Here is a 22,411-nt window from a genome sequence, read left to right as displayed (position 1 = left end):
CGCGTCCTTACGGACGCGCCTTTGCATTGAAAAATGTGAAAAATTACACTTTAAACTGTCGGATAGATTGCTGCAGTTCTTCAGCCAGACGGGCCACCTCTGAGCTGGACTCAGAAGTCTGCTGCGCACCGATAGTGGTTTCTTCAGCAATACCAACAATGGTTTCCAGTTTCTCACTGATTTCCTGAGAAACTGTGTTCTGTTCGCGGGCTGACTGCTCAATTTGAGTACTGACATCATAAGCCTTGCGAACCGCATCTGAAATCACGTCCAGCGCTTTCGTTGCATTGTCTGTTTGTTCAACACACACAGCCGTCTGCTCTTTACCCTGATTCATGACTGACACGGCTTTTTCTGCTCCGGCCTGCAGCATTTCGATCATAGCATTAATTTCCTGCGTCGATTGCTGCGTGCGTGAGGCAAGGGTACGCACCTCGTCAGCAACAACCGCGAAGCCACGACCCTGCTCTCCGGCACGGGCAGCCTCAATAGCTGCGTTTAGAGCAAGCAGGTTGGTCTGGTCGGCAACACCACGGATAACATCCAGAATGCCACCGATGCTTGCACTGTCCTGATGCAGTTTATTAATAACTTCAGCGGCTTGCTGAACGTCCTGGGCAAGTACTTCAATAGTGCGTTTGTTTTCCAGTGAAATAGTACGCACTTTTTCGGCTTCGCTGTCCGCGTGGCGGATTTCGTTCAGCGTGTCTTCCGCACTCTGACTGACCAGTTGAGAAGTGCTGTGCATCTCTGTAGTTGCTGTTGCCACCTGGGCGATTTGCGACTTCTGGTTCTGAATAGAATGGGTCGTTTGCGTTGTTACCGTTGATGTTTGCTCAGAAGCTGCAGCCAGTTGCTCTGCACGGGTATTGATACCGGTGATTAATGACTTCAGGTTGGCAATCAGCTTGTTACAATTCTTCGCTAACTGACCAAATTCGTCCTCAGCAGTGTCATCCAGACGGCGGGTTAAATCACCGGAAGATGCCACGGTCAGCAGTTCGTTCACGCGGTTTAACGGACGGGTAATGGCAATCACGGTCCAGTATCCGATAACAATGGCTGCTGCAAGCGATGCAAGCGCGACAATGATAACGATGGTATTACCTGAGGTAACTTTCGAAGATACCTGCTCATCAATATCATCTGCTTTCTGATCGGCTTGCTTAAGTAAGGCTTCCAGAGCAGCGATACCTTCCTGACCATTTTTGTCAGAACGGGCCAGTGCCTGTTCGGCAGCATTGCGGAATTCCAGACGCGCTTTTTGTAACTGCAGCACACCGTCTGAACCTGTGATGGCATCAATGGCGTCGTCCACCAGGCCTGAGATTTCATCCAGCGTACCTGAGGTATCACTGCCGGCTGCCGTCGCCTGCATGTTGTTCATGAGTTCGCGGACTTTACCCACGGTGAGCTCTACTTCATTGCCCAGTACCTGTGCCCGCACCAACGTCTGAGTTTTGGCATATTCGTTAGCAACGGTAATAAGACCAAGCAAAGTGCTTTCCAGCTCACCACCGATATCTGAAGCTTGCTGAAGGGCACGGTTTGCAGCGACTGCATCAGATTCAGAGAAATCCAGCAGGTAGGTAGAGGCGTCGTCGGCATTATCTTCCACATCACCAACCTTGTCGAAAATGGCATTACGCATTTCCATAGACTGACGGTGATTGCTGTACATGGCTTCGACGTTAGTCACGTATTCATTATAAGATTCACGGACACCGGTAAGACTGCTCTGCATGGCACTGTCATCAGACAATACGGAATTCAGCGCTTTTAATTCAGCATCAAAGTCGGCTTTGCTGTCGGTAAACCGTGCATATTTGTTTTCCAGACCGGTGACCTGCTCTTCGATATAAGCTTCGAAGGTGACCCGGCTCATATTCAGAAAACTCGCTTTTAATGAGTTGCTGCTTGAAAGGGTAGGTACCGCGACCCGGTTAACCTCATCAACCGCTGATCCCACAGAGTTGAGGTTAATGAGTGACGACACACTGATAATAATTAACAACAGACTTATAGTGATAAATCCGCCGATAATACGCATTGCTACCGTGATTTTCATCCGAACTCCTGAAACACAGTTTTATTTATTGTTGTAGTCTATCAGTTGTGTTCTTTATGACTGATAAGAAGGACGTGACATGACCTGCCATCTTTTAGTTACTCTCCGCAAGTTTTTATCGACAAAATATTCCTATACTTTAGTCGGAATTGTTGCGGTTTAAAGTGATTGTAAACAGATTTTGCACGTAAGAGCCATAACTATCGTATAAACCAACGTATCTTGCCACTTTCTGAGGTATTCAGGCTGATACACTTATCAGTTCATTAGTTTCCAGTCGCAGCGCTGTCAGGGTATTGCCCCATACATAGCCGGTATCAAGCCCGGTGATTTGTTTTGAACCGGTTTCTCCCTCAAGTGCCGCCCAGTGTCCGAAAATGATGCGTTGTTCAGCTTTTAATGCAGGATTGGGGATAGAAAACCAGGGCGTGAGGTTGGCCGGAGCATCATCCGGGTGATGCTTACAGGCAAAATCGAGATATTTCTGATCCTGTATAAACCGCATGCGGGTACAGGCGTTGATAATAAACCGCTGTCTCTGTACACCTTTCAGTGTGTCTTTCCATTCGAAAGGACCATTGCCATACATATTTTCCAGCAAGGTTTTCCAGCCGCTTCCTTTGAGAACCGTACTGATTTCATCACTGTAGGCGAGTAATTGGGCGGGAGACCAGCCGGGATAAAGCCCTGCGTGAACCATCGTGGTGTTTTCGCTGACGGCCATGGCTAGCGGGAACTGACGAAACCAGTCAACATAGTCGCCCAGTTTTTTGCTTTTTAACAGCGGGTCAATACGATCGCTTTTTTTGGCCTTTTTAATGCCCTGAGATACGGCCAGAAAGTGCAGGTCGTGATTACCCAGCACCGCGCAGAAGCGGTCGCCAAGATCCATCAGGTATTTTACCGTGGCATGGGAGTCTTCTCCCCGCGCGAGTACATCACCCACCGCAAGAAGAGTATCTCTTTGCTCATCAAAACCGGCTTTTTCTAAAAGGGCCATCAGGCCACCGAAGCAGCCCTGAATATCCCCGATAACGAGAGTTTGTGATTCACTCATGGCAGCATCCTGTCTTATTGATTACGGGCATGTGCCGGTATACCAACTAATTGAGCGCGTTCGGCACACTTAAGCTGAATATATGAATGGGCACACGAAAACGCTGACCGCTTTCATCTTCCATTTCGTAATGGCCCTGCATACTGCCTACCGGCGTATCCAGTAATGCGCCACTGGTATACTGATATTCACTTGCCGGGTCGATATGGGGTTTTTTGCCAACAACCCCTTCACCCTGAACTTCAGTATTCTTACCGTTACCGTCGGTGATAAGCCAGTAGCGGCTCAGCAACTGAACGCGGGCATCACTGTGGTTACGGATAGTAATGTGGTAAGCAAAGGCGTATTTGTCAGGCCCGCTGGCCGGGTGATCCGGCAGGTGCCGTGTGGAAACGGAGACGATAATGCCTGGCGATGCCTGCATATCAGCATTCCCCGTCCCGTTTTGCTACCAGGTTGGCGACGGCAGCAAAATCTGTCAGTGATAAGGTTTCAGCCCTGGCTGTCGGTGACAGACCCAGCGCTACTAATTCTTCTTCGCTCACCCAGTCGCCCAGACTGTTACGGATAGTCTTCCTGCGTTGATTAAACGCTGCAGAACAGACTTTTTCCAGTAACGTGACTGATGTGACTTCTACAGGAGGCTGGCTGTGTGGGATCAACCGCACCACCGCAGAGTCTACCTTCGGGGGCGGCTTGAATGCACCGGGAGGCACATGCAGAACCGGTACTACTGCGCAGTAGTATTGTGCCATTACCGACAGGCGGCCATAGTTTTTAGACCCTGGGCCGGCGGCAAGGCGGTTAACCACTTCCTTTTGCAACATAAAGTGCATGTCCTGCACTTTCCCGGCAAAGCTGAACAGGTGGAACATCAGCGGTGTGGAAATGTTGTAAGGCAGGTTACCGAATACTCTGAGTTTACCTTCAGGGTCGGGCATGTCGGGCAGCAGCGTAGAGAAATCGAGTTTCAGCGCGTCTTTTTCTACGATTGTCAGCTTACTGCCATGAAACGGATGATGACGCAGCCGTTCGGCAAGATCCCGGTCCAGTTCAACGACGGTAAGTTTTGAAACTTCTTCACAAACCGGATCGGTCAGTGCACCCAGACCCGGTCCGATTTCAACCAGATTTTCGCCATCAACAGGGTTAATGGCACTGACAATATTGCCAATGACATAATCGTCATGCAGGAAATTCTGGCCAAATCGCTTTCTGGCGGTATGACCTAAATGTGTTTTGCTCATTGTTGTTTGTTCGCTAACTCAATAGCTTTTTGCATAGCTTTTCTGAAGCTGCCTGCATCTGCTTCACCGGTGCCGGCTAAGTCACAGGCAGTGCCGTGGTCTACCGACGTCCGGATGAAGGGCAGGCCCAGCGTAATATTGACCGATGCGCCAAATCCTTTGTATTTAAGCACCGGTAAACCTTGATCGTGATACATTGCCAGTACGACATCGGCATTGTCCAGATATTTAGGTTGGAAAATCGTATCGGCAGGTAACGGACCGGTAAGATCCAGACCTTCTTCCCGCAGTTCATCAAGGGCAGGGATGATGGTGATTAACTCTTCAGTACCCAGATGACCACCTTCGCCGGCATGAGGATTCAGGCCGCAAACGTAAATTCTTGGCTTCTGAATGCCGAATTTAAGTTTCAAATCGGTGTTGATGATATGAATCACTTTATTCAGGCGATCTTTGGTGATGGCCTTTGATACATACTCCAGAGGAATGTGGGTGGTGGCGAGCGCTACATTAAGGCCGTCAGTAGACAATAACATCACCACATCCATCGTATTTGACTGATGAGCGAAGTATTCTGTGTGACCACTGAAGGAAACACCGGCTTTGTTGATGATACTTTTGTTTACCGGTCCGGTAACCACCGCATCAAAGCCTTCTTCCATATTCGCCTGACAGGCCTGCCGCAGGGTTTCAACTACGTAATGACCGTTGTCGCTGTTCAGCTCACCGGGAATCACAGCTGTTGCTGTATCAATTTGTTGTAAATACAGTGTGCCCGCCGGCTGGATGGCATTGTTGCCGGCATCATACGGTTGCAACTGAAGGGGCAGCCCGAGCAGTTCTGCACGGGCTTTAAGCATGTCGCCATCACAGAACACTACCAGCTGGGCGTCCCACTGCTCCTGTGCCAGAGCAATGATGAGGTCAGGGCCGATACCTGCGGGTTCGCCGGGAGTGACTGCTATTCTGATTGGCTTCATTTAACTAACCTGTTTTATTCCAGTACTTCGATGTAAGCAGCATCACGCATTTCACGCAACCAGGCTTCTGACTCTTCTTTAAATTTACGGTTGTACAACAACTGAGAAGCTTTATCTTCTTTGCGTTTTTCTGTTGCATCGTCGAAGCGGCGGTCAAGAAGCTGCATTAAGTGCCAGCCAAACTGCGAGCGTACAGGCTGGCTGTATTCACCCGGCTCAAGGCCTGCCAGCGCTTCGCGGAATGCCGGTACGTAGATGCTTGGATCTGACCAGCCCAATTCGCCGCCTTTCAAAGCAGAACCCGGGTCTTCAGAGTATTCTTTTGCCAGCTCGCCGAAGTCGGCTTCACCGTCGATAACTTGCTGACGGAATTTCACCAGCATCTCACGGGCTTTTTCGTCGCTTAAAATGATAGACGGTTTTATCAGAATGTGACGGGCATTCACCTCTTCAATGGTCACTTTTTCAATACCGCGGGTATCGATGACTTTCAGAATATGGAAACCTGCACCACTGCGGATAGGGCCAACCAGTGCTCCTTTCTCTTTACCCTGAACCGCTTCGGCAAACAGGGTCGGCATAGAGTTAATGTTCAGCCAGCCCATATCACCACCTTCCAGAGCGTTAGAGCCTGAAGATGAAGTAATCGCGATTTTGGCGAAGTCAGCACCACCTTCGAGGATTTCGATAACTTTGTCTGCACGGTCACGGGCGCTGGCAACGTCTTCGTCAGTGGGGCTGGAAGGCAGGCCAATCAGAATGTGGCCAAGGTTATATTCAGCCTGCTCGGCACCCTGCTGATCCATTAATTTCACCAGACCACTGATTTCCTGAGGTGTGATGTATACCCGGCGGCGAACGTTAGCACGGGTCACTTCGCCTACGATCAGCTCTTCACGCACATCTTCACGGTAATCGTCGTAAGCGATGCCCTGCTGACGAAGTTCGTTGCGTAAATCTTCTACCGACGCGCCCTGTTGCTGGGCGATATTGGCGATGGTTTGCTCCAGTTGGGGATCACTGACCTGTACACCCATACGTTCAGCCATTTGCATTTGCAGACTTTTGGTGATCAGGCGTTCAATTGCCTGAGTACGTAAAACACGGTCTGAAGGTAAAGCTTGTCCCTGTGCTTCTGCGTTACGCTTAACATCTGCAATCAGGTCTTCTATTTCACTTTCCAGAATAACGCCCTGGTCAACGATAACCGCTACGCGGTCAAGTGAAACAGGTTGCGCCATGCTCATAAATGAAAACAGGGCACTGATACAGATAGCGCGGATAATGAACTTCATAATCACTCTTTTTATCGGTTTATGCTTTGCTGCCGGCTGCGTTTAACAGCCGGGCGCATTAATTTAAACTATATGGCTGCCGGTAGCCAAATAATCCGTTCGACAACATATTATTGCCGGTGCTTCCTGAACCCATTCCTTTGAAAATGAATTGCATGGAAATACCTGAATCGAATTCATCGACAGATTGCGCACCGTCGGCGGCATAACGGTTACTTAACTGACGCTGGGCAACAATCTGAATGGCCCAGCAACAGGACTCATACTGCACGCCGAAGTAGTTTTCCACACTCCGGTTCAGGTCTGAATCACGGTATGTCCGGCCGACAAGTTGCCAGCGGTCGGATAAAGGCCAGGCGGCAGACAGTCCTACTTGGTCAATGGTTTCGCCGGAGAGTTCCCTTACATAGCGGTGCGTCAGCTGAATCAGCTTACTGCTGCTTTCCCTGTATTCAAACGTGGTGCTTGCGCGCTCTACTTTATCGGTTTCTGTGGCGATTTGAAAATCAGTATGGAAGAACCATTCATCATTTACCCGCCAGTCCAGCTCTGCGGCCAGTGCTGAACGGTCACCTTCTTTTGTCGCGGCAATGACTTTGTTTTCATCGAGGTAGAATATCTGACCCACACTGAGTACGAATTGTTCCCGGTTAGTCTTATCCAGCAGGCGGCTGGTTAACGCCACGGTAACCTGATTATTGTCGCTGATACGGTCAAGACCGGTAAATTCCTGACCACGGAAAAGACCTTCAACGTCAGTCAGCCACAGGGTGGTGTCGTAGAATCCGATCCCCTTCTGATCTTCGTAACTGGTATACAGATACTGGATCCGCGGCTCAAGGGTCATCGACATGTCTTTACTGAACCAGCTTTCGTCATTCTCGAAATACAATGCGCCGTAAAGTTTTCCCTGTCCCAGCGTCCGGTTCACTTTCTCTTCCAGTCCGGTTCCTTCGATATTTTTCTGGCGATAATATGTATTCAGCATGCTGGCTTCTGCGGAAAATTCTCCCCACTGTCGCTGAAAAGGAATTGCCAGTGTGGGCGCTGCATGGAATCGCATCGCCGTTGGCGCATCCGGTGAGGTATTGTCAAACCAGGCAAGCTCTGAATCCAGGCGGAATTCAAGATAACGGGCCAGTGGATGAACATAATTCAATTTGGCTTCAGGCAGTGCACGGTAGGTGTCTGTGTAATCACCAATAATTTCGAAGTCTCTCACGTTCACCGAGAAAAGCACTTCATCAGAACTGTAACTGACAGACCCTGTCCGGAACAGGTGAGTATCGGCACGGTTATAAAAATCACTGCCTAAATCAACAATGTAGTTGTCGTCGCTCAGTCCGTTAACATTCACTGAGGCGGTCCAGTTATCTGCGAAGTTCCCTTCGTGGAATACGCGATAGAAATAGCGGTCCGGATTCTCTGCCATGTCATTGTCCTGTGGCAGATATTCCATATTCAACTGGCTGTAACTGGCTGCTGACATATGACGGAATTCCGTTTTCAGCTGCACGCCACGGGCACTCATAACCCTGGGAGACAGCGTCATGTCATAGTTCGGTGCCATATTCCAGTAGAAGGGCTGTTCGTAATCAACACCGGTATTACTGGAGTTAGACACCTTGGGAAACAGAAAGCCGGTCTGACGCTGATTTGTGATCGGGAAGGCAAAATAAGGCAGATAAAATACCGGCACATTGCCCAGATAAAAGCGGGTGTGCTTAGCTTCACCCCAGGCTTTACCCCGGCGGATACTGATTTCAGAGGCGCGGATCAGCCACTCTTCTTCACCTTCCGGACAGGTTGTGAAACTCACATCACGCAGAACAAGGCCATCCTGAGTATTTAACGCAATGGTACTGGCATCGCCGTGGCCGTTTGAACCGTTAAGATGATAAACCGTGTTTGACATAGTCAGGCTTTCATCTTTGGAATCAACATCCACGCTGTCAGACGCTACATGCAATTGCTTATCTGCGTATTCAACATCGCCCTTGGCATACAATTGCTGGCCATTGTTATTGATCTGCGCCTGATCGGCGCGGATAGTGGCTGAGTCTGAAGTGATATCGACGTTGCCGGAAAACAGGGCAACTTCCCGTTCAATGATTTCAGCACGGTTAGCCTCAACTTTCACTTCCCCGGCCGGCATCAGCTTTTTACTGGAAAAACTGACCGGTGGCACAGGGCAAAACCCGGGCGAATCGTCATTTTTTTCGGCCGGTGACCGTGATTCTTGCGCCAGCGCGGCGGTGCTGCTCAGTGCGACAAGCAGAAAGGAGGCACAGGTTTTTTTCATGCGTCTGTGGGAGGCCTGTTTCGTGATCACAATGATATGTGACGGTGTCCTGAATCGTGGGTTCACTAATGCTTTCGCCAGCGAACCATAAAGTAAGCAATTCTAAGCACTTCTGGTGTCTGAGCCAACCGTCAAAGCTAAAAAATTGAAAAGTTTTACAGTGTTTTTGTCAATTCAGTGTTTTTTGACTTTGATCTTTACGGTTTGACGCCATATCTCATCGTTAATGTCATAAATTCCGTTTACTGTGCCGTCAGGGCAGAGTATCAAGTCAGGCAGCATTGCTATACAGTATTCATCAGCTGCTTTACGTCAATCAGGAGAAAGGTTGTATGTCTTTTTGGGGGAAAATCCTCGGCTTTGTATTTGGTTTTATGTTCCTGAAAATACCGGGAGCGATCTTAGGTTTAATCGTGGGGCACTTCTTCGATAAGGCTTACAGTCAGGATTTTAATCAGTTAGGCGGATTTGGTCGTTTCTTTACTGACCAGTCCGGAATGAAGCAGCAGGCAGTATTTTTTCATGCGCTCTTTTCTTCACTGGGTCATCTGGCTAAATCCGATGGTCAGGTTACCGAGCGGGAGATAAAAATTGCTACGGTACTGATGGATGATATGCAGCTGACCGGTGATGCCCGCCGTGAAGCCCAGCAGGCATTCCGTGAAGGTAAATCATCCGCTTTTCCGCTGGCAGATACACTTAAAGGCCTGGTTGAGTCCTGCCATGGCCGCCGGGACATACTGCAAATGTTTCTGGAAATCCTGATTCAGGCTGCGTTTGCTGACGGCACGCTGTCCACACCAGAATACAAAGTGCTGGAAAAAGTCGCCATGGCGCTGAATTTCAAGCGTAAAGATCTGGATTTTCTGATTTCTGCTTATGAAGCGGAAATTCGATTCCGTCAGCGCGGCGGGCAGGGTGGTCAGCACGGTCATCAGCAACGGGCGCAGTCATATTCTGATACCCAGTCGCTGGATGATGCTTACAGTATCCTCGGTGTAACCGCGTCAGATGATGAGAAAACCATAAAACGTGCTTATCGCAAGCGCATGTCTGAGCATCATCCGGACAAACTGGTATCAAAAGGCTTACCGCAACAGGCACTGGATATTGCCAAGGCCAAAGCGCAGGATATTCAGGCTGCCTATGAACTTATCAAAGAAAAGCGCGGGTTCTGATCCGGCATGGCAAAAGAGGTACTGAGCGACAAAAACCGAGCGTTAATTGACGAGTTCACCGATATGCTCTGGTTAGAGAAAGGGTTGAGTGAACATACCCAGCAGAGCTACCGCACAGACTTATCAAAACTGGCTCTGTTCTGTCAGGCGAAGGAAAAGATAGACGATATCAGCCTGCTGTACACTGAATCAGTGCAGGCCTGGTTACAGTACCGTCATGAGGCCGGCCTGTCTGCCCGCAGTACCCAGCGGGCCATGTCTGCCATGCGGGCGTTCTATATTTACCTTATCGGAAAGCAGGTACGTACCGATAACCCGGTGACTCAGCTTGCTAATCCGAAGTTGCCGAAAAAATTGCCTTCGTCATTAAGTGAAGCTCAGGTGGATGATTTGCTCAATGCGCCAAACCCTGAAGAGCCGGTAGAGTGCCGTGACAAATGTATGCTGGAAGTGCTTTACGCTACAGGGTTGCGGGTCAGTGAACTCATTGGCTTACGGCTGGATCAGGTGAGTATTCAGCAAGGTGTTGTCAGGGTGACCGGTAAAGGCAATAAAGACCGTCTTGTGCCGCTGGGAGAGGACGCTGTCGACTGGATAGAAACCTACTGTAAAACCGCCAGACCTGAACTGGTAAAACACCAGACAGATGTACTTTTTCTCAGCCTGCGGGGCGTGCAGATGACCAGGCAGACGTTCTGGCACCGCATTAAGCACTACGCCTCTGTTGCCGGTATCACACAACATTTATCGCCGCACACGTTGCGCCACGCATTTGCCACACATCTCTTAAACCACGGGGCTGATCTGCGGGTAGTGCAAATGTTACTTGGTCACAGTGATCTCTCTACCACACAAATTTACACCCATGTTGCCACCGAGCGGCTGCAAAACCTCATTCATACCCATCACCCGAGGGGATGAAGGTTTGCTTGTGCAGGTATCATGGAACGGAGTCTGATTATATCTGCGTCACTGACACCATTTTCAGTCATGTATGCCGGCCATTCCGATACAAGTTCAATTACTTCCTCAATAATACGGCGCGCTTTAAATGTTTTCAGGCCAAAGCGGCGGGACTGGCTCAGTGCGTTATCGATATTGCCACGTCTGCCCTGGTCACCGATACCCATACCGTGTAATAAGCTGTTATTGACGGGCAGAACATCATAGGCTGGAGACAAGCGCCACTGGCGGGTTTCAAATTCGTAGAGAATCGCGTGATTACGCGTATGGTCATCAGTATTGCCTGTCAATATATTGAAAACCATCCGGTAATACAGTTCGTGCGCATCGTAAGGGTTTGCGCTGTGCTTCCTGAGAAACTCAGCCAGTTGTCCATAGGTGTATTGATTTCTCAGTGAGGAATCACTCACTTTCCCCGTGTGAAACAGAGAGTTTGCGCTGAGAAAATGGCATACGGGTACGCCATTTTTCACATCAAACCGCTCAACGAGCAGGACATCACCGGAGCCGGTATTGACGACACTGGTGGAGGCAACCCGCACCGGCAACTCCGCCAACATTTTCATGCTGGCATTTTCCACTCTTACAATGTTTATGCGGTCATCGGGCCGGTTAAATTTCGCCAGATAGAGCTTTCTGTCATCAGAAACCACGGTTTTTGGTCGCGCGCCGCCCATACTTACGCCATATTCGAACGCTTTTTTGGCTTCAGTACTGATTTCTTCGTCGGCGAGTATGGCGTCTTTTGTTCTCAACAACATAGGCAGTTTGCCAAGATGGTTTTTATTTACCTTATGTTTGGAGCCTGTCTTTGACAGACTGAAAACCAGTGAGCCTACTCCCATGCCAGATCCGGCCAGAAGAAATTCCAGTTTATTTTTCGGTACTGTACTGTGAATAGAAAGGATGACTTTCTCACCCCAGGAGTCTGCGCCTGCATCTGCCAGTGCGCCAAACAGACCATGATTAACGGAACTGCTGAATTCACTCTCTGAGAGCGGTAAGTTAACAGGATCTAAGGGAAAGGCATCATCGCGAGAGAGCCAGGATTTGCCATAGCGAAAACGCCCGCTTGCAGAACTGGTATCCAGTTCAACAATTCCGCATATAACGGGTTTACTTTCAAGTCCGTCAACAAACACATACGCTTTAGAAGTCATTGTCCAGCTCCGTGTACTTCCTTGATTTTCTTACTAAAGCGGCATTGTTTTCATTCAATTTTTCGTCAATCACCACCTGAAAGTCATCGATTAATTCCAGTTGCTCCAGCACCATGAGCAAGCTTGATACACTGACATTTCTGCCATTCTCAATATTTGAGATTGTGTTTCTGCCTACGCCGCACCTTACAGCCAGTTCCTGTTGGTCCATGGATTCAGACCTCCTGCTTTGTACAAGTTTGCCAATGCTGTGCAGGAATAAATTGGATTTTTGCATGGTTTAATAAGCATAAGGTGGATTTTGTTTGCATTATAGTGCATCCATTACCTGATTCAATGTTTAAAAAGGCAAACGTAAACTGTCTAATGATTATAATTTAATGCATGAGCGGGCACCTGACACGACCTTAACCGGATGTAGCTTCCTTCACACCGCTCCCTTTCTGCGGTGAAAGAATGATCACGGACTTTCAGATAACTTTTGCCGGGGTGAGATTGTGATAGTATTGCATAAGAATCTATTTACGTATTTACACATGCGGGCGACTGGCCTGCGTTCCGGGAGTTTTTGTGAAGAATATTCGTTATGCCGTGATGGTTGCGTTAGGTATTGTGCTTTCAACAGGGTGCTCGGCAGAATCTGATGCATCATCTGAATCCACCGGAAAGGCGGCAAGTCAGCCTGCGGCGACTGTAAACAGCAGTGCAGAGCAGGCGGTCAACGATAAAGTAAAAAGCATAGTGGGTGTTGAACCTGAAGCTATTGCTAATTCTCCTGTTGACGGTTTGCTGGAAGTGACTGCGGCGAATCAGGTGTTTTATGTAACAGAAAATGCAGATTATATGATGTTCGGTCACATGTACGATGTGAACGCGGGCATGAAAGATCTTACCGAAGTGGCGCTGGGTCAGGTTCGTCTTGATGCCATTGCACCGTTCGCTGATCAGGGCATCGAATTTAAAGCTGAAAACGAAAAGCATGTGATGACGGTCTTTACCGACTACACCTGCGGCTATTGTAAGAAGTTACACCGAGAAGTAGATGAGTTAAATGAGGCCGGTATTACTGTACGTTATCTTGCGTGGCCCCGTGCCGGACTGGGTACAGAAAACTATGAAAATATGGTTTCTATCTGGTGTGCAAAGAATCCTCAGGAAGCATTGACCCGCGCGAAATCAATTGCTAACCCGACCTTTGCAAAAGAAGATTGCGATAATACTGTCGCCGAACAATTTGTTGCCGGCCGTAAACTGGGGATCCGTGGTACTCCTGCCATCATTTTCGACAACGGAACCATGTTGCCGGGTTATAAGCCTGCAGACGTCCTGATCCAAGAAATCGCACAAACTGAATAATATGTCGTTACCCATTGTGAGACGGGAGCTTTGCTCTGACTCCCGTTTGAGTACACATCTGCACCCTGTACTTGACAGGGTGTACCGCGGCCGCGCTATCCGGAACATTGACGAGCTGGATAACGCCGTAAAGCAACTCTCCCATTTCAACCTGCTTAAAGGTATCAACGCTGCGTCGGCTTGCCTGGTTGATGCTATCAAAACGCAAAAGCGGGTCACCATTATCGGTGACTTCGATGCCGACGGTGCAACTTCCACCGCTGTTTGTATACTGGCGCTGCGCCAGTTAGGCTTGCGGCAGGTAAACTATCTTGTGCCTAACCGGTTTGATTTCGGCTACGGCCTCAGTGAGCAGATTGTCGATGTCGCGTATGAGCAGGGCACCGATATCTTACTTACCGTTGATAACGGTATTGCCTGCCTTGCCGGTGTGAAGAGGGCGAAAGAGTTGGGGCTCACCGTTATCGTGACAGACCACCATTTGCCCGGAAACACGCTGCCTGATGCCGATGCGATTGTGAATCCCAACCAGCCGGGCTGTGAATTTCCTTCAAAGAACCTGGCCGGCGTTGGCGTAGCCTTTTATCTGATGCTGTCTTTACGGGCAGCGTTACAGCAACAAGGCTGGTTTGAAGGCAAGCAGGCGCCTAACCTGGCAACGCTTCTGGATATCGTTGCCGTAGGCACCGTTGCCGATGTTGTTGCGCTGGATAAGAATAACCGTGTTCTGGTGTATCAGGGCCTGCAACGCATTCGCAGCGGACATTGCCGGCCGGGCATTCAGGCTCTTTTCGAAATTGCTAACCGCAATAAGCCGCTGGCTTACCTCACCAGTACCGATCTGGGATTTGTTATCGGGCCCAGGCTAAACGCAGCCGGACGGCTGGACGACATGGCGCTGGGAATAGAGTGTTTACTCTGCGATGACCCGTTGCAGGCACGCCATATGGCAGCAGAGCTTGACCGTCTGAATTTACAACGGCGGGCCATAGAAACCGAAATGAAAGAAGAGGCGGAAGCGGCACTGGCTTCTGTTTCTGTGGGCGAGGACCTGCCTCCTGCACTGGTGATGTACCAGCCCCATTTCCATCAGGGCGTCATTGGCATTGTGGCAGGGCGCTTAAAAGAAAAGCATCACCGGCCGGTTATTGTATTTGCCAACCAGGATGACAACACCATTAAAGGCTCTGCGCGCTCCATTCCCGGTTTGCATATCCGTGATATTCTGGATGAAGTGAATACCGGCTGGCCGGGTGTGATCGACAAGTTTGGCGGCCATGCTATGGCGGCGGGTTTAAGCCTGGCAACAGATGCGCTGGCTCAGTTTGAAAAGGCGTTTCATCATGTAACCCTGCGTCATCTGGCGAATATTGATTGCGAAAGAAAAATACTGTCTGATGGTGAGCTGGCTGCTGACGAAATAGATTTAAGCCTGGCCCATGCCCTGCGTCAGGCCGGCCCGTTCGGTCAGGGCTTTGATGCCCCTAAATTTGACGGTGTGCTGGATATTGTTGATCAGCGCATGGTAGGGGAAAACAAAAATCATCTTAAGCTGGTATTCCGTAAGGCCAATGGTGAAGAAGTAGACGGCATTGCGTTTGGTGTAGACACCACAGTTTGGCCAAATGCCGGTATCCTGCGCGCACAGGTGGTGTATCAGCTCGATATAAACACCTTCCGGGGACGGGAATCAGTTCAACTGCTTATTGAAGAGATCGTGCCCGGTGAATGACGGTAAGACACTCACAGAGAAGCATCAGGCGCTGACCCACAGTGAAAACTGTAAAGTCGTCTCTCACGTTCAGCGTGAAGAAGGCGAGTGGGTGCGTCATACGTTGATGCTCGAAGGCGTGGACGTGCCCTTCATTTTCCGGCGTAAACAACAGTATCAGTCACTCAAAGGGGCCAGGGTCAACCTGACCTATTACCGTCAGCAGGAGGAAGTGGCGGGTATCCCTTTTGAAACAATGAAAGTGGTCCGGATCAAGCGGAGTTAACCCCCAGATGAGTCAGCCAGAGTGGTCAGATGCTTATGTGCTCCACCGCCGTCCGTACCGGGAAACGTCCTATATTGTTGATTTCTTTTCCTTGCAAACGGGTAAGGTCAGCGCGGTAGCGAAAGGCGTGAGAAGCAGCAAGAATGAGCGCAAAAGCTTGTTGCAACCCTTCCGTAAAGTGCGCATCCAGCTCAGCGGAAAAACCGATCTTAAAAACCTCAGACAAATTGAAAGTGACGGGCCGGTGCCTATGCTGGCAGGGAACGATTTGTTTTGTGCCATGTATTTAAATGAAATACTTAACCGTGTCATGCCGGCGGGCCTGGCCAGTGATACGGTGTATGCCCAATATGAGCACGCCCTGAATTCCCTTATCGTTCAACCTGATATTGAAAAAACATTACGTGAGTTTGAGTTTTCTCTGTTAGAAGAAATGGGTATGCTCGCGGACTGGTTTACTGACGGGCTGAGCGGTGAAGCCATTGAACCTGATGGCTGGTATTTGTATTCGCCGGAACAAGGGTTCGTGGCCTGTCATCAGCCAGGACATAAACACCGGTTGCCGGGAACGGCGCTTATCGAATTAGGACACGGTGAATGGACTGCGTTGTCGCGACGGGCTGCGAAACTGATCAACCGCCAGGCACTGCATCAATTGCTGGGCGGTAAACCGTTAAAAAGCAGAGAATTATTTCGCGCTTAAGCGGTGGCTGACGCCTATTTTCCTGAGTCAGCGGGGAACTTCTTTGCTACAATCTTCACACTTTATTGCCAGGGTTATCTATCCATGAACGACATCTTACTGGGCGTTAACATTGACCATATTGCCACGCTGCGAAACGCGCGGGGTACGAATTATCCCGATCCTGTTCATGCCGCTGATGTGGCCGAGCGGGCAGGCGCAGATGGGATCACTGTGCATTTACGGGAAGATCGCCGTCATATTAAAGATCGTGACGTGGATTTACTGGCACAAACGATCAACACCCGTCTGAATCTGGAAATGGCAGTGACAGACGAAATGCTGCAGATAGCGTTGAAAACACAGCCTGCTTTTTGCTGTCTGGTGCCGGAAAAGCGTGAAGAGCTGACCACAGAAGGTGGCCTGGATGTCGCCGGTAATTTTGAGGCAGTGAAAAACGCTTGTACCGTGCTGGGTGAAGCGGGTATTCAGGTTTCCCTGTTTATTGATGCAGACGAGAAGCAAATTGATGCGGCCATTGAATGTGGTGCGCCTTATATCGAAATTCACACCGGTCAGTATGCTGAAGCAAAAAATGAGCGTGAACAGGAAGTGGAACTGGCACGGCTTAAAAAAGGTATTCACTATGCCGCTAAAAAAGGCCTGAAAGTTAACGCCGGTCACGGCCTGCACTACCATAACGTGAAGCCTGTCGCCGCCATTCCTGAAATCATTGAGCTGAATATCGGTCACGCCATTATTGCCCGTGCGGCGTTTGATGGTCTGGCAAAAGCCGTCGCTGATATGCGTGCGCTGATGCAGGAAGCCCGTGCAGGAAAAGCAGGCTGAACATGGCCATTGTGGGAATGGGCACGGACATTGTCGAAATTGCCCGTATAGAAGACGCTCTGTCCCGTTCAGCGCGGTTAGCCAGTCGTGTACTGACTGAGCAGGAAATGGTTATCTTCGGAGCCAGCCCTGAACCGGCAAGATATCTGGCTAAGCGGTTCGCGGTGAAAGAAGCAGCGGTAAAAGCATTGGGCACGGGGATTGGCCGGGGGATCAGCTGGCATCATATTTGTGTTGGTAATAATGAGTCCGGCGCCCCTTTTCTGACCTTTAGTGATGAATTTGCTAAACGCTGCGAAGAAAAGGGCGTTGTTCGCAGTCATGTCTCCATTTCTGATGAGCAGCATTACGCTACTGCTACTGTTATTTTAGAATCTTAATTATGGTCAGTTTCTATAAGCCGGCAAAGTCGTCGAAAAAAACACAAACCGGTAAAACCGTCACCGTTCAACGTTGGGACATGACCGGACAAGGTGTGTGTAACGACAGCAAACCGGTACTGTTTGTTGATGGTGCGCTGCCTGGCGAAAAAGTTGATGTGCTGGTTACACAACAACAAAAGCGCTTCGCAAGAGCGTCGGTAAAAAAAATCCTCACGTCCAGTCCTCATCGGGTAACACCCTTTTGCGACCTCGCTGATCGTTGTGGCGGTTGCCAGTTGCAACATGCAGATGCCGATGCGGCACTGACATATCGTCAGGAAGCGCTGGATAGCTGGTGGAAATTACAGTTTGGTTTAGATCACATTCCCTGGACCGCAGCGGTTACCGGAGAACGTCGCGGTTATCGCCGGAAGGCCCGGCTTGCCACAGACGCACGGAATGACAAACAGTTTAAGTTAGGTTACCGGGAAGAGCAGGGTAAGCAGGTGGTGGATGTTGACCAGTGTCCTGTACTGCAACCCGGATTATCCGCGTTGATTGCGCCTTTAAAAGCACTGCTATCGGGTCATTCTGCCCGTAAACATGTGGGCCATGTCACCTTACTTGCCGGCGATAATGTGAATGCTGTTTCTGTGCGGCTGACCAAACCCATGTCCCCGGCATTCGGCGATGCACTGATAGCATTTGCCGTTGAGCACAAAGTAAACATGACCGTGGAAGGACAGGAAGGCACGCTTACATTGCATAAAGAAGCGGAGCTGTATTGCACCACAGAGCCCGGATTGAGTTTGTCTCCGGCGGCAGATGATTTTGTTCAGGTAAACGGGCCGGTTAACGCTAAGATGGTGGCGCAGGCCATGGAATGGTTGAATCCGCAGCCCGGTGAAAAAATTGCTGACTGGTTCAGTGGTCTGGGGAATTTTTCCCTGTCGCTGGCAAAACGGGGAGCACAGGTGCAGGCCGTTGAAGGCGTGGCTGAAATGGTGCAGCGGGCTAAAGAAAATGCGTCAAAACAGGGCGTAGACAATGTGAACTGGTTGCATCTGGATTTGTCTGATGAACAGGCGGTAGCTCAGGCTCTGAGCGGCGGTTTTGATAAACTGTTGCTGGATCCCTCGCGGGAAGGCGCGTATGCCGTTTGTGAAACCCTGACACGACAACGGGTAAAATCAATTTTGTATGTTTCTTGCAATCCGGGTACTCTGACAAGAGATGCGCAGTGCCTTCTGGCGTCCGGGTATGCAATCGAGCGCGTGGGGCTCATTGAAATGTTTCCCCAGACCCGACATCTGGAAGTCATGATGTTATTAACGGACCACAAGAACAAAGCATAAGCGAGTTGATGTTTTATGGTATCAACACGAAAAGTACACGAGCCTGACAGACCGTCATTTGAAGCCTGGTTAAATAGTCTATCGCTAAGTGATACTACAAAAGAAAAATTAAAAGCAGTGTCCCATATGCCTGACCGTTTGCTGGTCGGGCAGGAAATGGTAGAAATTCTGCATCAGCTGAACATGGATGATGCCACGCTTCAGGCGGCACTGGTGTATCCGTATTGTGAAAAGCACAATCTCACCGATACTGACGTGCTGGCGGAGTTTGGTGAGGAGATCAGCGATCTGATCAATGGTGTCCGCCGCATGGACGCTATCAAAACCCTGCATAGCCGTCGCCGGAATGAATCTTCCCTGTCTGTTCCTGACGAACAGCATATCGACAGCATCCGCCGGATGTTACTTGCCATGGTGGAAGATGTCCGCGCCGTGGTAATTAAGATGGCTGAACGGATTTGTGCACTGCAACAGGTTAAAAAAGCCGACGAAGAGACCCGGGTGCTGGTGGCCAGAGAGTGCGCGACGATTTATGCGCCGCTGGCAAACCGTCTGGGTATCGGTCAGTTAAAGTGGGAACTGGAAGACCTGGCTTTCCGCTACCTGCATCCGAAAACCTATAAAGATATTGCTCAACAGCTGGATGGTAAGCGCAAAGAGCGGGCAACCTACATTCAGAATGTCGTGTCTGATTTGCAGGCGTTGGTGGATAACGAGCATATTAAAGCGGAAGTCTACGGCCGCCCTAAGCATATCTACAGTATCTGGAAAAAGATGCAGAAAAAGCATCTTACTTTTGAGCAGCTTTTTGATATTCGTGCGGTACGCATCATTGCTGAACGGTTGCAGGATTGTTATGCCGCATTGGGTACCGTACACGCAAACTACAAACATATTCCCAAAGAGTTTGACGACTACATCGCCACACCAAAACCGAATGGATACCAGTCTATCCACACGGTTATTGTGGGGCCCGAAGGCAAACCTGTTGAAATTCAAATCCGCACTCAGCAAATGCATCAGGATGCAGAACTGGGTGTGGCAGCCCACTGGAAATATAAAGAAGGGTCTACCGGAAAGGCATCCGGTTACGATGAGCGCATTAACTGGCTACGCCGCATTCTTGCCTGGCAGGAAGAAGTGGCGGAGAGCGGCGATCTGGTCGAAGAATTACGTAGTCAGGTATTCGACGACCGTGTGTATGTGTTTACCCCGAAAGGGGATGTAGTCGACCTGCCACAGGGTGCGACGCCGCTGGATTTTGCCTATTACATTCACAGTAACGTCGGTCACCGGTGTATTGGTGCTAAAGTAAACGGGCGTATTGTGCCATTTACCTACCAGTTGCAAAGCGGTGACCAGGTAGAAATTCATACCGGTAAAGAGCTTAACCCGAGCCGTGACTGGATGCATCCGGGGCTCGGCTATGTGCATTCATCCAGAGCCAGAGCGACTATCCACTCTTTCTTTAAAAAGCAGGATAAAGAGAAAAACCTGCTGGCCGGAAAGGAAATGCTGGAACGGGAATTATCCCGTGCCCACTTGCCGGTGAAAGTACCTGCCGAAGCGTGTGAGAAGTACAATCTTCAGCACGTGGACGATCTCTACGCTGCCATCGGTGTGGGTGATATCCGTGTGATGACGGTGGTGAATCATATTCAGCACCTGCTGGAGCCGGAGCCGGCAGAAGAGCCGGAAATCAGTCCGAAGGTGAAGACCCGTAAGAATGCCGGCTCTAAAGGCAAGCAGGATACGGTAGTCATTGAAGGGGTTGGTCACCTGATGAGTCAGCTGGCGAACTGCTGTAAGCCTGTACCCGGTGAATCCATTATGGGTTATATCACGCAGGGGCGGGGTGTCAGTGTGCATAAAGAAAACTGCGATCAGTTGCAGCATTTGTTAGAACAGCATCCTGAAAGACAAATCGAAGTCAGCTGGTCGACACAGTTAAACGTGGGCTTTGAAACCGGTATCGACATTTTCTGTTCAGACCGGACCGGTCTGCTCAGAGATATCACTACTGTACTGGCAAACGAGAGTGTGGCGCTGCTTGGCGTTAACAGTCTGAGTGATAAAACCCGCCAGACGGCGATGATTTCTATTTCGGTAGAAGTGCCGGACCGTCAGGTCTTATCAAAAGTGATGACCCGGCTGTTGCAGTTAAAAGGTGTAGTTGATGTCAAACGTAAAACCGGTTAACGGTAACGCTGAGGCGTTCTTCGAAGCCACCGATCCCGCATTGCCTGCGCTCAAATATGCGCAGGCCTTGCAGCAGCGCTGTCGTGACGTGGGCTTTGACTGGCACGAAACACAGCCGGTGCTGGATAAAATAAAAGAAGAAGTCGATGAAGTTCAGCAGGAACTGGATGCAAGCCCGGTGGACAAAGGCCGGCTTCAGGAAGAAATTGGCGATGCTTTGTTCGCCATCGTCAATTTAGCCCGCCATATGGATATTGATGCCGATCAGGCGCTGCGTGAAGCCAGTGAAAAATTCCGCTACAGGTTCGAACATGTGGTTGCGCTGGCCAATGAAGAAGGCCGGGCACTAGCCGGTTACGACTTACCGTCTTTAGAATCCTTCTGGGTAAAAGCTAAAGCGGCTGAGCTTGCAAAGCAGAAATCTCGTTAAGTAACGCATAAGGTGCTTCAATCCAGTCGGGATTTTCAAATGAGTAAGACAGCACGTTTGATTCCAGCAGATGCACAACCCGCTTCCCCTTTTTGACCATGTCCCATGCTTTGCGGTGCTCAGGATAGCGGTTAAATATTTTCGCCAGTTCTCCGGATTTCAACAGCCTTGTCAGCCCGTCCTGCAATCTTTGCTGTAATTCGGGCGCGTGAGGGGCGACAAAAAAGTATTCGTAGCTGGGGTAAATGATCAGATGATTCTGCTCAATAGTCAGCTTATCGCTGTTGTGATAGGACAAATCTCTGTATACCTCCACCACATTACGGGGAAAATAATCGATGATCCCCTCTTCGAGACTGCGGTACATAGTAGTGTACCAGTCACTCCAGCTGATACTGGCAACTGTAAAATTGTGATACTGCAAAATTTTAGTGTCCGGCCAGTCACTCCCCTGAACCGATGTCATCAACTTAATACCATCAAGGGTCTGCCCCGGGCCAAAGGCATTTTGCTTATTTTTATTGATCACGAAAATGCGGTGACCACCTAACCCTTGCAGTAAAGGGAACCTTACCGGCAGTAATTGTTGTTCGAGTTCATCAGTGGTCACACTCCACATGATGTCGCTTTCACCCCGAAGCAGCGTGAGAATTTGTCGTCCCTGCGGCATGGGGAAGGGATGTCTCTCAAGGGTGACAGCACCGTAGTCATCTTCAGTGACGCGCAGTGCCGCGCGCATCACATCAATATTGTACACGCCGTAGGTCGGACCGGCGAAGGATTGGGTAAAGGTATAAGTTTGAGACAACACGGGGGCGCTGCACATGAAAGAGCACAGTAAAGTGATGCATAGAAGCAGCCTCTGTCTGACATATCGTGTTTTTATAAGCAAAGTTTGTTGTGTGCCGGATGTGTGCGTAAACACTATTTA

At 49.7% G+C, this 22,411-nt stretch carries 21 protein-coding genes; 11 read left to right on the top strand and 10 right to left on the bottom strand.

The features are described from left to right. Nucleotides 1-43: 43 nt before the first annotated feature. The 7 genes from AC4PME_RS06830 to AC4PME_RS06800 form a co-directional block, all read right to left on the bottom strand. Nucleotides 44-2,068 (bottom strand): methyl-accepting chemotaxis protein, encoded by a 2,025-nt coding sequence (locus AC4PME_RS06830; protein ID WP_491045155.1) that lies wholly within the window; start codon nt 2,066-2,068, stop codon nt 44-46. 241 nt (nt 2,069-2,309) lie between these two features. Beyond that, nucleotides 2,310-3,125, bottom strand: coding sequence for a symmetrical bis(5'-nucleosyl)-tetraphosphatase (locus tag AC4PME_RS06825; protein WP_491045156.1), 816 nt, complete (start codon nt 3,123-3,125; stop codon nt 2,310-2,312). A 46-nt stretch (nt 3,126-3,171) separates the two neighbouring features. Continuing rightward, nucleotides 3,172-3,549 carry a Co2+/Mg2+ efflux protein ApaG gene (gene apaG, locus AC4PME_RS06820; protein WP_491045157.1) on the bottom strand — a complete coding sequence of 126 codons (378 nt, stop codon included), beginning with the start codon at nt 3,547-3,549 and terminating at the stop codon, nt 3,172-3,174. 1 nt (nt 3,550) lies between these two features. Continuing rightward, the gene (rsmA, locus tag AC4PME_RS06815) at nt 3,551-4,372 is read right to left on the bottom strand and encodes a 16S rRNA (adenine(1518)-N(6)/adenine(1519)-N(6))-dimethyltransferase RsmA (protein WP_119500148.1); all 822 of its coding nucleotides are present in this window, start codon (nt 4,370-4,372) and stop codon (nt 3,551-3,553) included. Beyond that, the gene (pdxA, locus tag AC4PME_RS06810) at nt 4,369-5,352 is read right to left on the bottom strand and encodes a 4-hydroxythreonine-4-phosphate dehydrogenase PdxA (protein ID WP_491045158.1); all 984 of its coding nucleotides are present in this window, start codon (nt 5,350-5,352) and stop codon (nt 4,369-4,371) included. The genes rsmA and pdxA overlap by 4 nt, the downstream gene beginning before the upstream one ends. Nucleotides 5,353-5,366: 14 nt before the next feature. Beyond that, nucleotides 5,367-6,647: a peptidylprolyl isomerase SurA gene (surA, locus tag AC4PME_RS06805; protein WP_119500150.1), complete on the bottom strand. Its 1,281-nt coding sequence runs from the start codon at nt 6,645-6,647 to the stop codon at nt 5,367-5,369. 58 nt (nt 6,648-6,705) lie between these two features. Further along, the gene (locus AC4PME_RS06800) at nt 6,706-8,949 is read right to left on the bottom strand and encodes an LPS-assembly protein LptD (RefSeq protein WP_491045159.1); all 2,244 of its coding nucleotides are present in this window, start codon (nt 8,947-8,949) and stop codon (nt 6,706-6,708) included. 332 nt (nt 8,950-9,281) lie between these two features. On the opposite strand from AC4PME_RS06800, the gene djlA reads away from it, so the two are divergent. Together djlA and xerD are read left to right on the top strand one after the other, a co-directional pair. Continuing rightward, nucleotides 9,282-10,127, top strand: coding sequence for a co-chaperone DjlA (gene djlA / locus AC4PME_RS06795; RefSeq protein WP_119500152.1), 846 nt, complete (start codon nt 9,282-9,284; stop codon nt 10,125-10,127). A gap of 6 nt (nt 10,128-10,133) precedes the next feature. After that, nucleotides 10,134-11,048: a site-specific tyrosine recombinase XerD gene (gene xerD / locus AC4PME_RS06790; protein ID WP_491045160.1), complete on the top strand. Its 915-nt coding sequence runs from the start codon at nt 10,134-10,136 to the stop codon at nt 11,046-11,048. On the opposite strand, the gene AC4PME_RS06785 is transcribed toward xerD, so the two are convergent. Together AC4PME_RS06785 and AC4PME_RS06780 are read right to left on the bottom strand one after the other, a co-directional pair. Next, complete coding sequence (locus tag AC4PME_RS06785) at nt 11,033-12,250, bottom strand: type II toxin-antitoxin system HipA family toxin (RefSeq protein ID WP_491045161.1); 1,218 nt, start codon at nt 12,248-12,250, stop codon at nt 11,033-11,035. The two genes, xerD and AC4PME_RS06785, sit on opposite strands and share 16 nt — an antisense overlap. After that, nucleotides 12,240-12,527: a helix-turn-helix domain-containing protein gene (locus tag AC4PME_RS06780; protein ID WP_119500155.1), complete on the bottom strand. Its 288-nt coding sequence runs from the start codon at nt 12,525-12,527 to the stop codon at nt 12,240-12,242. The genes AC4PME_RS06785 and AC4PME_RS06780 overlap by 11 nt, the downstream gene beginning before the upstream one ends. 293 nt (nt 12,528-12,820) lie before the next feature. On the opposite strand from AC4PME_RS06780, the gene AC4PME_RS06775 reads away from it, so the two are divergent. The 9 genes from AC4PME_RS06775 to AC4PME_RS06735 all read left to right on the top strand — a co-directional run bounded on the left by AC4PME_RS06775 (nt 12,821) and on the right by AC4PME_RS06735 (nt 21,480). Further along, nucleotides 12,821-13,606 (top strand): DsbC family protein, encoded by a 786-nt coding sequence (locus tag AC4PME_RS06775; protein ID WP_119500156.1) that lies wholly within the window; start codon nt 12,821-12,823, stop codon nt 13,604-13,606. A 1-nt stretch (nt 13,607) separates the two neighbouring features. Next, a complete protein-coding gene (gene recJ / locus AC4PME_RS06770) occupies nt 13,608-15,338 on the top strand; it encodes a single-stranded-DNA-specific exonuclease RecJ (RefSeq protein WP_119500157.1) in 1,731 nt (576 codons plus the stop codon). Beyond that, nucleotides 15,331-15,603 carry a hypothetical protein gene (locus AC4PME_RS06765; protein WP_119500158.1) on the top strand — a complete coding sequence of 91 codons (273 nt, stop codon included), beginning with the start codon at nt 15,331-15,333 and terminating at the stop codon, nt 15,601-15,603. Before recJ ends, AC4PME_RS06765 begins: the two co-directional genes overlap by 8 nt. A 7-nt stretch (nt 15,604-15,610) precedes the next feature. Next, nucleotides 15,611-16,306 carry a DNA repair protein RecO gene (gene recO / locus AC4PME_RS06760; protein ID WP_491045162.1) on the top strand — a complete coding sequence of 232 codons (696 nt, stop codon included), beginning with the start codon at nt 15,611-15,613 and terminating at the stop codon, nt 16,304-16,306. A gap of 84 nt (nt 16,307-16,390) precedes the next feature. Beyond that, entirely contained in the window at nt 16,391-17,134 is a 744-nt protein-coding gene (gene pdxJ / locus AC4PME_RS06755; protein ID WP_119500160.1) for a pyridoxine 5'-phosphate synthase, read from the top strand. Between the two features lie 2 nt (nt 17,135-17,136). Further along, on the top strand, nt 17,137-17,514 hold the full coding sequence (gene acpS, locus AC4PME_RS06750) for a holo-ACP synthase (protein ID WP_491045163.1): 378 nt from the start codon (nt 17,137-17,139) through the stop codon (nt 17,512-17,514). Between the two features lie 2 nt (nt 17,515-17,516). Then, complete coding sequence (gene rlmD / locus AC4PME_RS06745; RefSeq protein ID WP_119500162.1) at nt 17,517-18,851, top strand: 23S rRNA (uracil(1939)-C(5))-methyltransferase RlmD; 1,335 nt, start codon at nt 17,517-17,519, stop codon at nt 18,849-18,851. 15 nt (nt 18,852-18,866) lie between these two features. Then, entirely contained in the window at nt 18,867-21,050 is a 2,184-nt protein-coding gene (relA, locus tag AC4PME_RS06740; RefSeq protein ID WP_119500163.1) for a GTP diphosphokinase, read from the top strand. Further along, on the top strand, nt 21,028-21,480 hold the full coding sequence (locus AC4PME_RS06735; RefSeq protein WP_119500164.1) for a MazG nucleotide pyrophosphohydrolase domain-containing protein: 453 nt from the start codon (nt 21,028-21,030) through the stop codon (nt 21,478-21,480). Before relA ends, AC4PME_RS06735 begins: the two co-directional genes overlap by 23 nt. Here the strand turns inward: AC4PME_RS06735 and AC4PME_RS06730 are convergent. After that, complete coding sequence (locus AC4PME_RS06730; protein ID WP_119500165.1) at nt 21,443-22,306, bottom strand: type 2 periplasmic-binding domain-containing protein; 864 nt, start codon at nt 22,304-22,306, stop codon at nt 21,443-21,445. The two genes, AC4PME_RS06735 and AC4PME_RS06730, sit on opposite strands and share 38 nt — an antisense overlap. Nucleotides 22,307-22,411 lie beyond the last annotated feature (105 nt).

This window comes from Alteromonas sp., from assembly GCF_984505615.1.
This window is presented reverse-complemented; position numbering and strand designations above follow the sequence as displayed.

Bases quoted from the DNA above. Each gene is read 5' to 3' on its own strand.
- AC4PME_RS06830 (WP_491045155.1), bottom strand. From the start codon at position 2,068: ATGAAAATCACGGTAGCAATGCGTATTATCGGCGGATTTATCACTATA.
- AC4PME_RS06825 (WP_491045156.1), bottom strand. From the start codon at position 3,125: ATGAGTGAATCACAAACTCTCGTTATCGGGGATATTCAGGGCTGCTTC.
- apaG (WP_491045157.1), bottom strand. From the start codon at position 3,549: ATGCAGGCATCGCCAGGCATTATCGTCTCCGTTTCCACACGGCACCTG.
- rsmA (WP_119500148.1), bottom strand. From the start codon at position 4,372: ATGAGCAAAACACATTTAGGTCATACCGCCAGAAAGCGATTTGGCCAG.
- pdxA (WP_491045158.1), bottom strand. From the start codon at position 5,352: ATGAAGCCAATCAGAATAGCAGTCACTCCCGGCGAACCCGCAGGTATC.
- surA (WP_119500150.1), bottom strand. From the start codon at position 6,647: ATGAAGTTCATTATCCGCGCTATCTGTATCAGTGCCCTGTTTTCATTT.
- AC4PME_RS06800 (WP_491045159.1), bottom strand. From the start codon at position 8,949: ATGAAAAAAACCTGTGCCTCCTTTCTGCTTGTCGCACTGAGCAGCACC.
- djlA (WP_119500152.1), top strand. From the start codon at position 9,282: ATGTCTTTTTGGGGGAAAATCCTCGGCTTTGTATTTGGTTTTATGTTC.
- xerD (WP_491045160.1), top strand. From the start codon at position 10,134: ATGGCAAAAGAGGTACTGAGCGACAAAAACCGAGCGTTAATTGACGAG.
- AC4PME_RS06785 (WP_491045161.1), bottom strand. From the start codon at position 12,250: ATGACTTCTAAAGCGTATGTGTTTGTTGACGGACTTGAAAGTAAACCC.
- AC4PME_RS06780 (WP_119500155.1), bottom strand. From the start codon at position 12,527: ATGCAAAAATCCAATTTATTCCTGCACAGCATTGGCAAACTTGTACAA.
- recJ (WP_119500157.1), top strand. From the start codon at position 13,608: ATGTCGTTACCCATTGTGAGACGGGAGCTTTGCTCTGACTCCCGTTTG.
- recO (WP_491045162.1), top strand. From the start codon at position 15,611: ATGAGTCAGCCAGAGTGGTCAGATGCTTATGTGCTCCACCGCCGTCCG.
- pdxJ (WP_119500160.1), top strand. From the start codon at position 16,391: ATGAACGACATCTTACTGGGCGTTAACATTGACCATATTGCCACGCTG.
- acpS (WP_491045163.1), top strand. From the start codon at position 17,137: ATGGCCATTGTGGGAATGGGCACGGACATTGTCGAAATTGCCCGTATA.
- rlmD (WP_119500162.1), top strand. From the start codon at position 17,517: ATGGTCAGTTTCTATAAGCCGGCAAAGTCGTCGAAAAAAACACAAACC.
- relA (WP_119500163.1), top strand. From the start codon at position 18,867: ATGGTATCAACACGAAAAGTACACGAGCCTGACAGACCGTCATTTGAA.
- AC4PME_RS06735 (WP_119500164.1), top strand. From the start codon at position 21,028: ATGTCAAACGTAAAACCGGTTAACGGTAACGCTGAGGCGTTCTTCGAA.
- AC4PME_RS06730 (WP_119500165.1), bottom strand. From the start codon at position 22,306: ATGTGCAGCGCCCCCGTGTTGTCTCAAACTTATACCTTTACCCAATCC.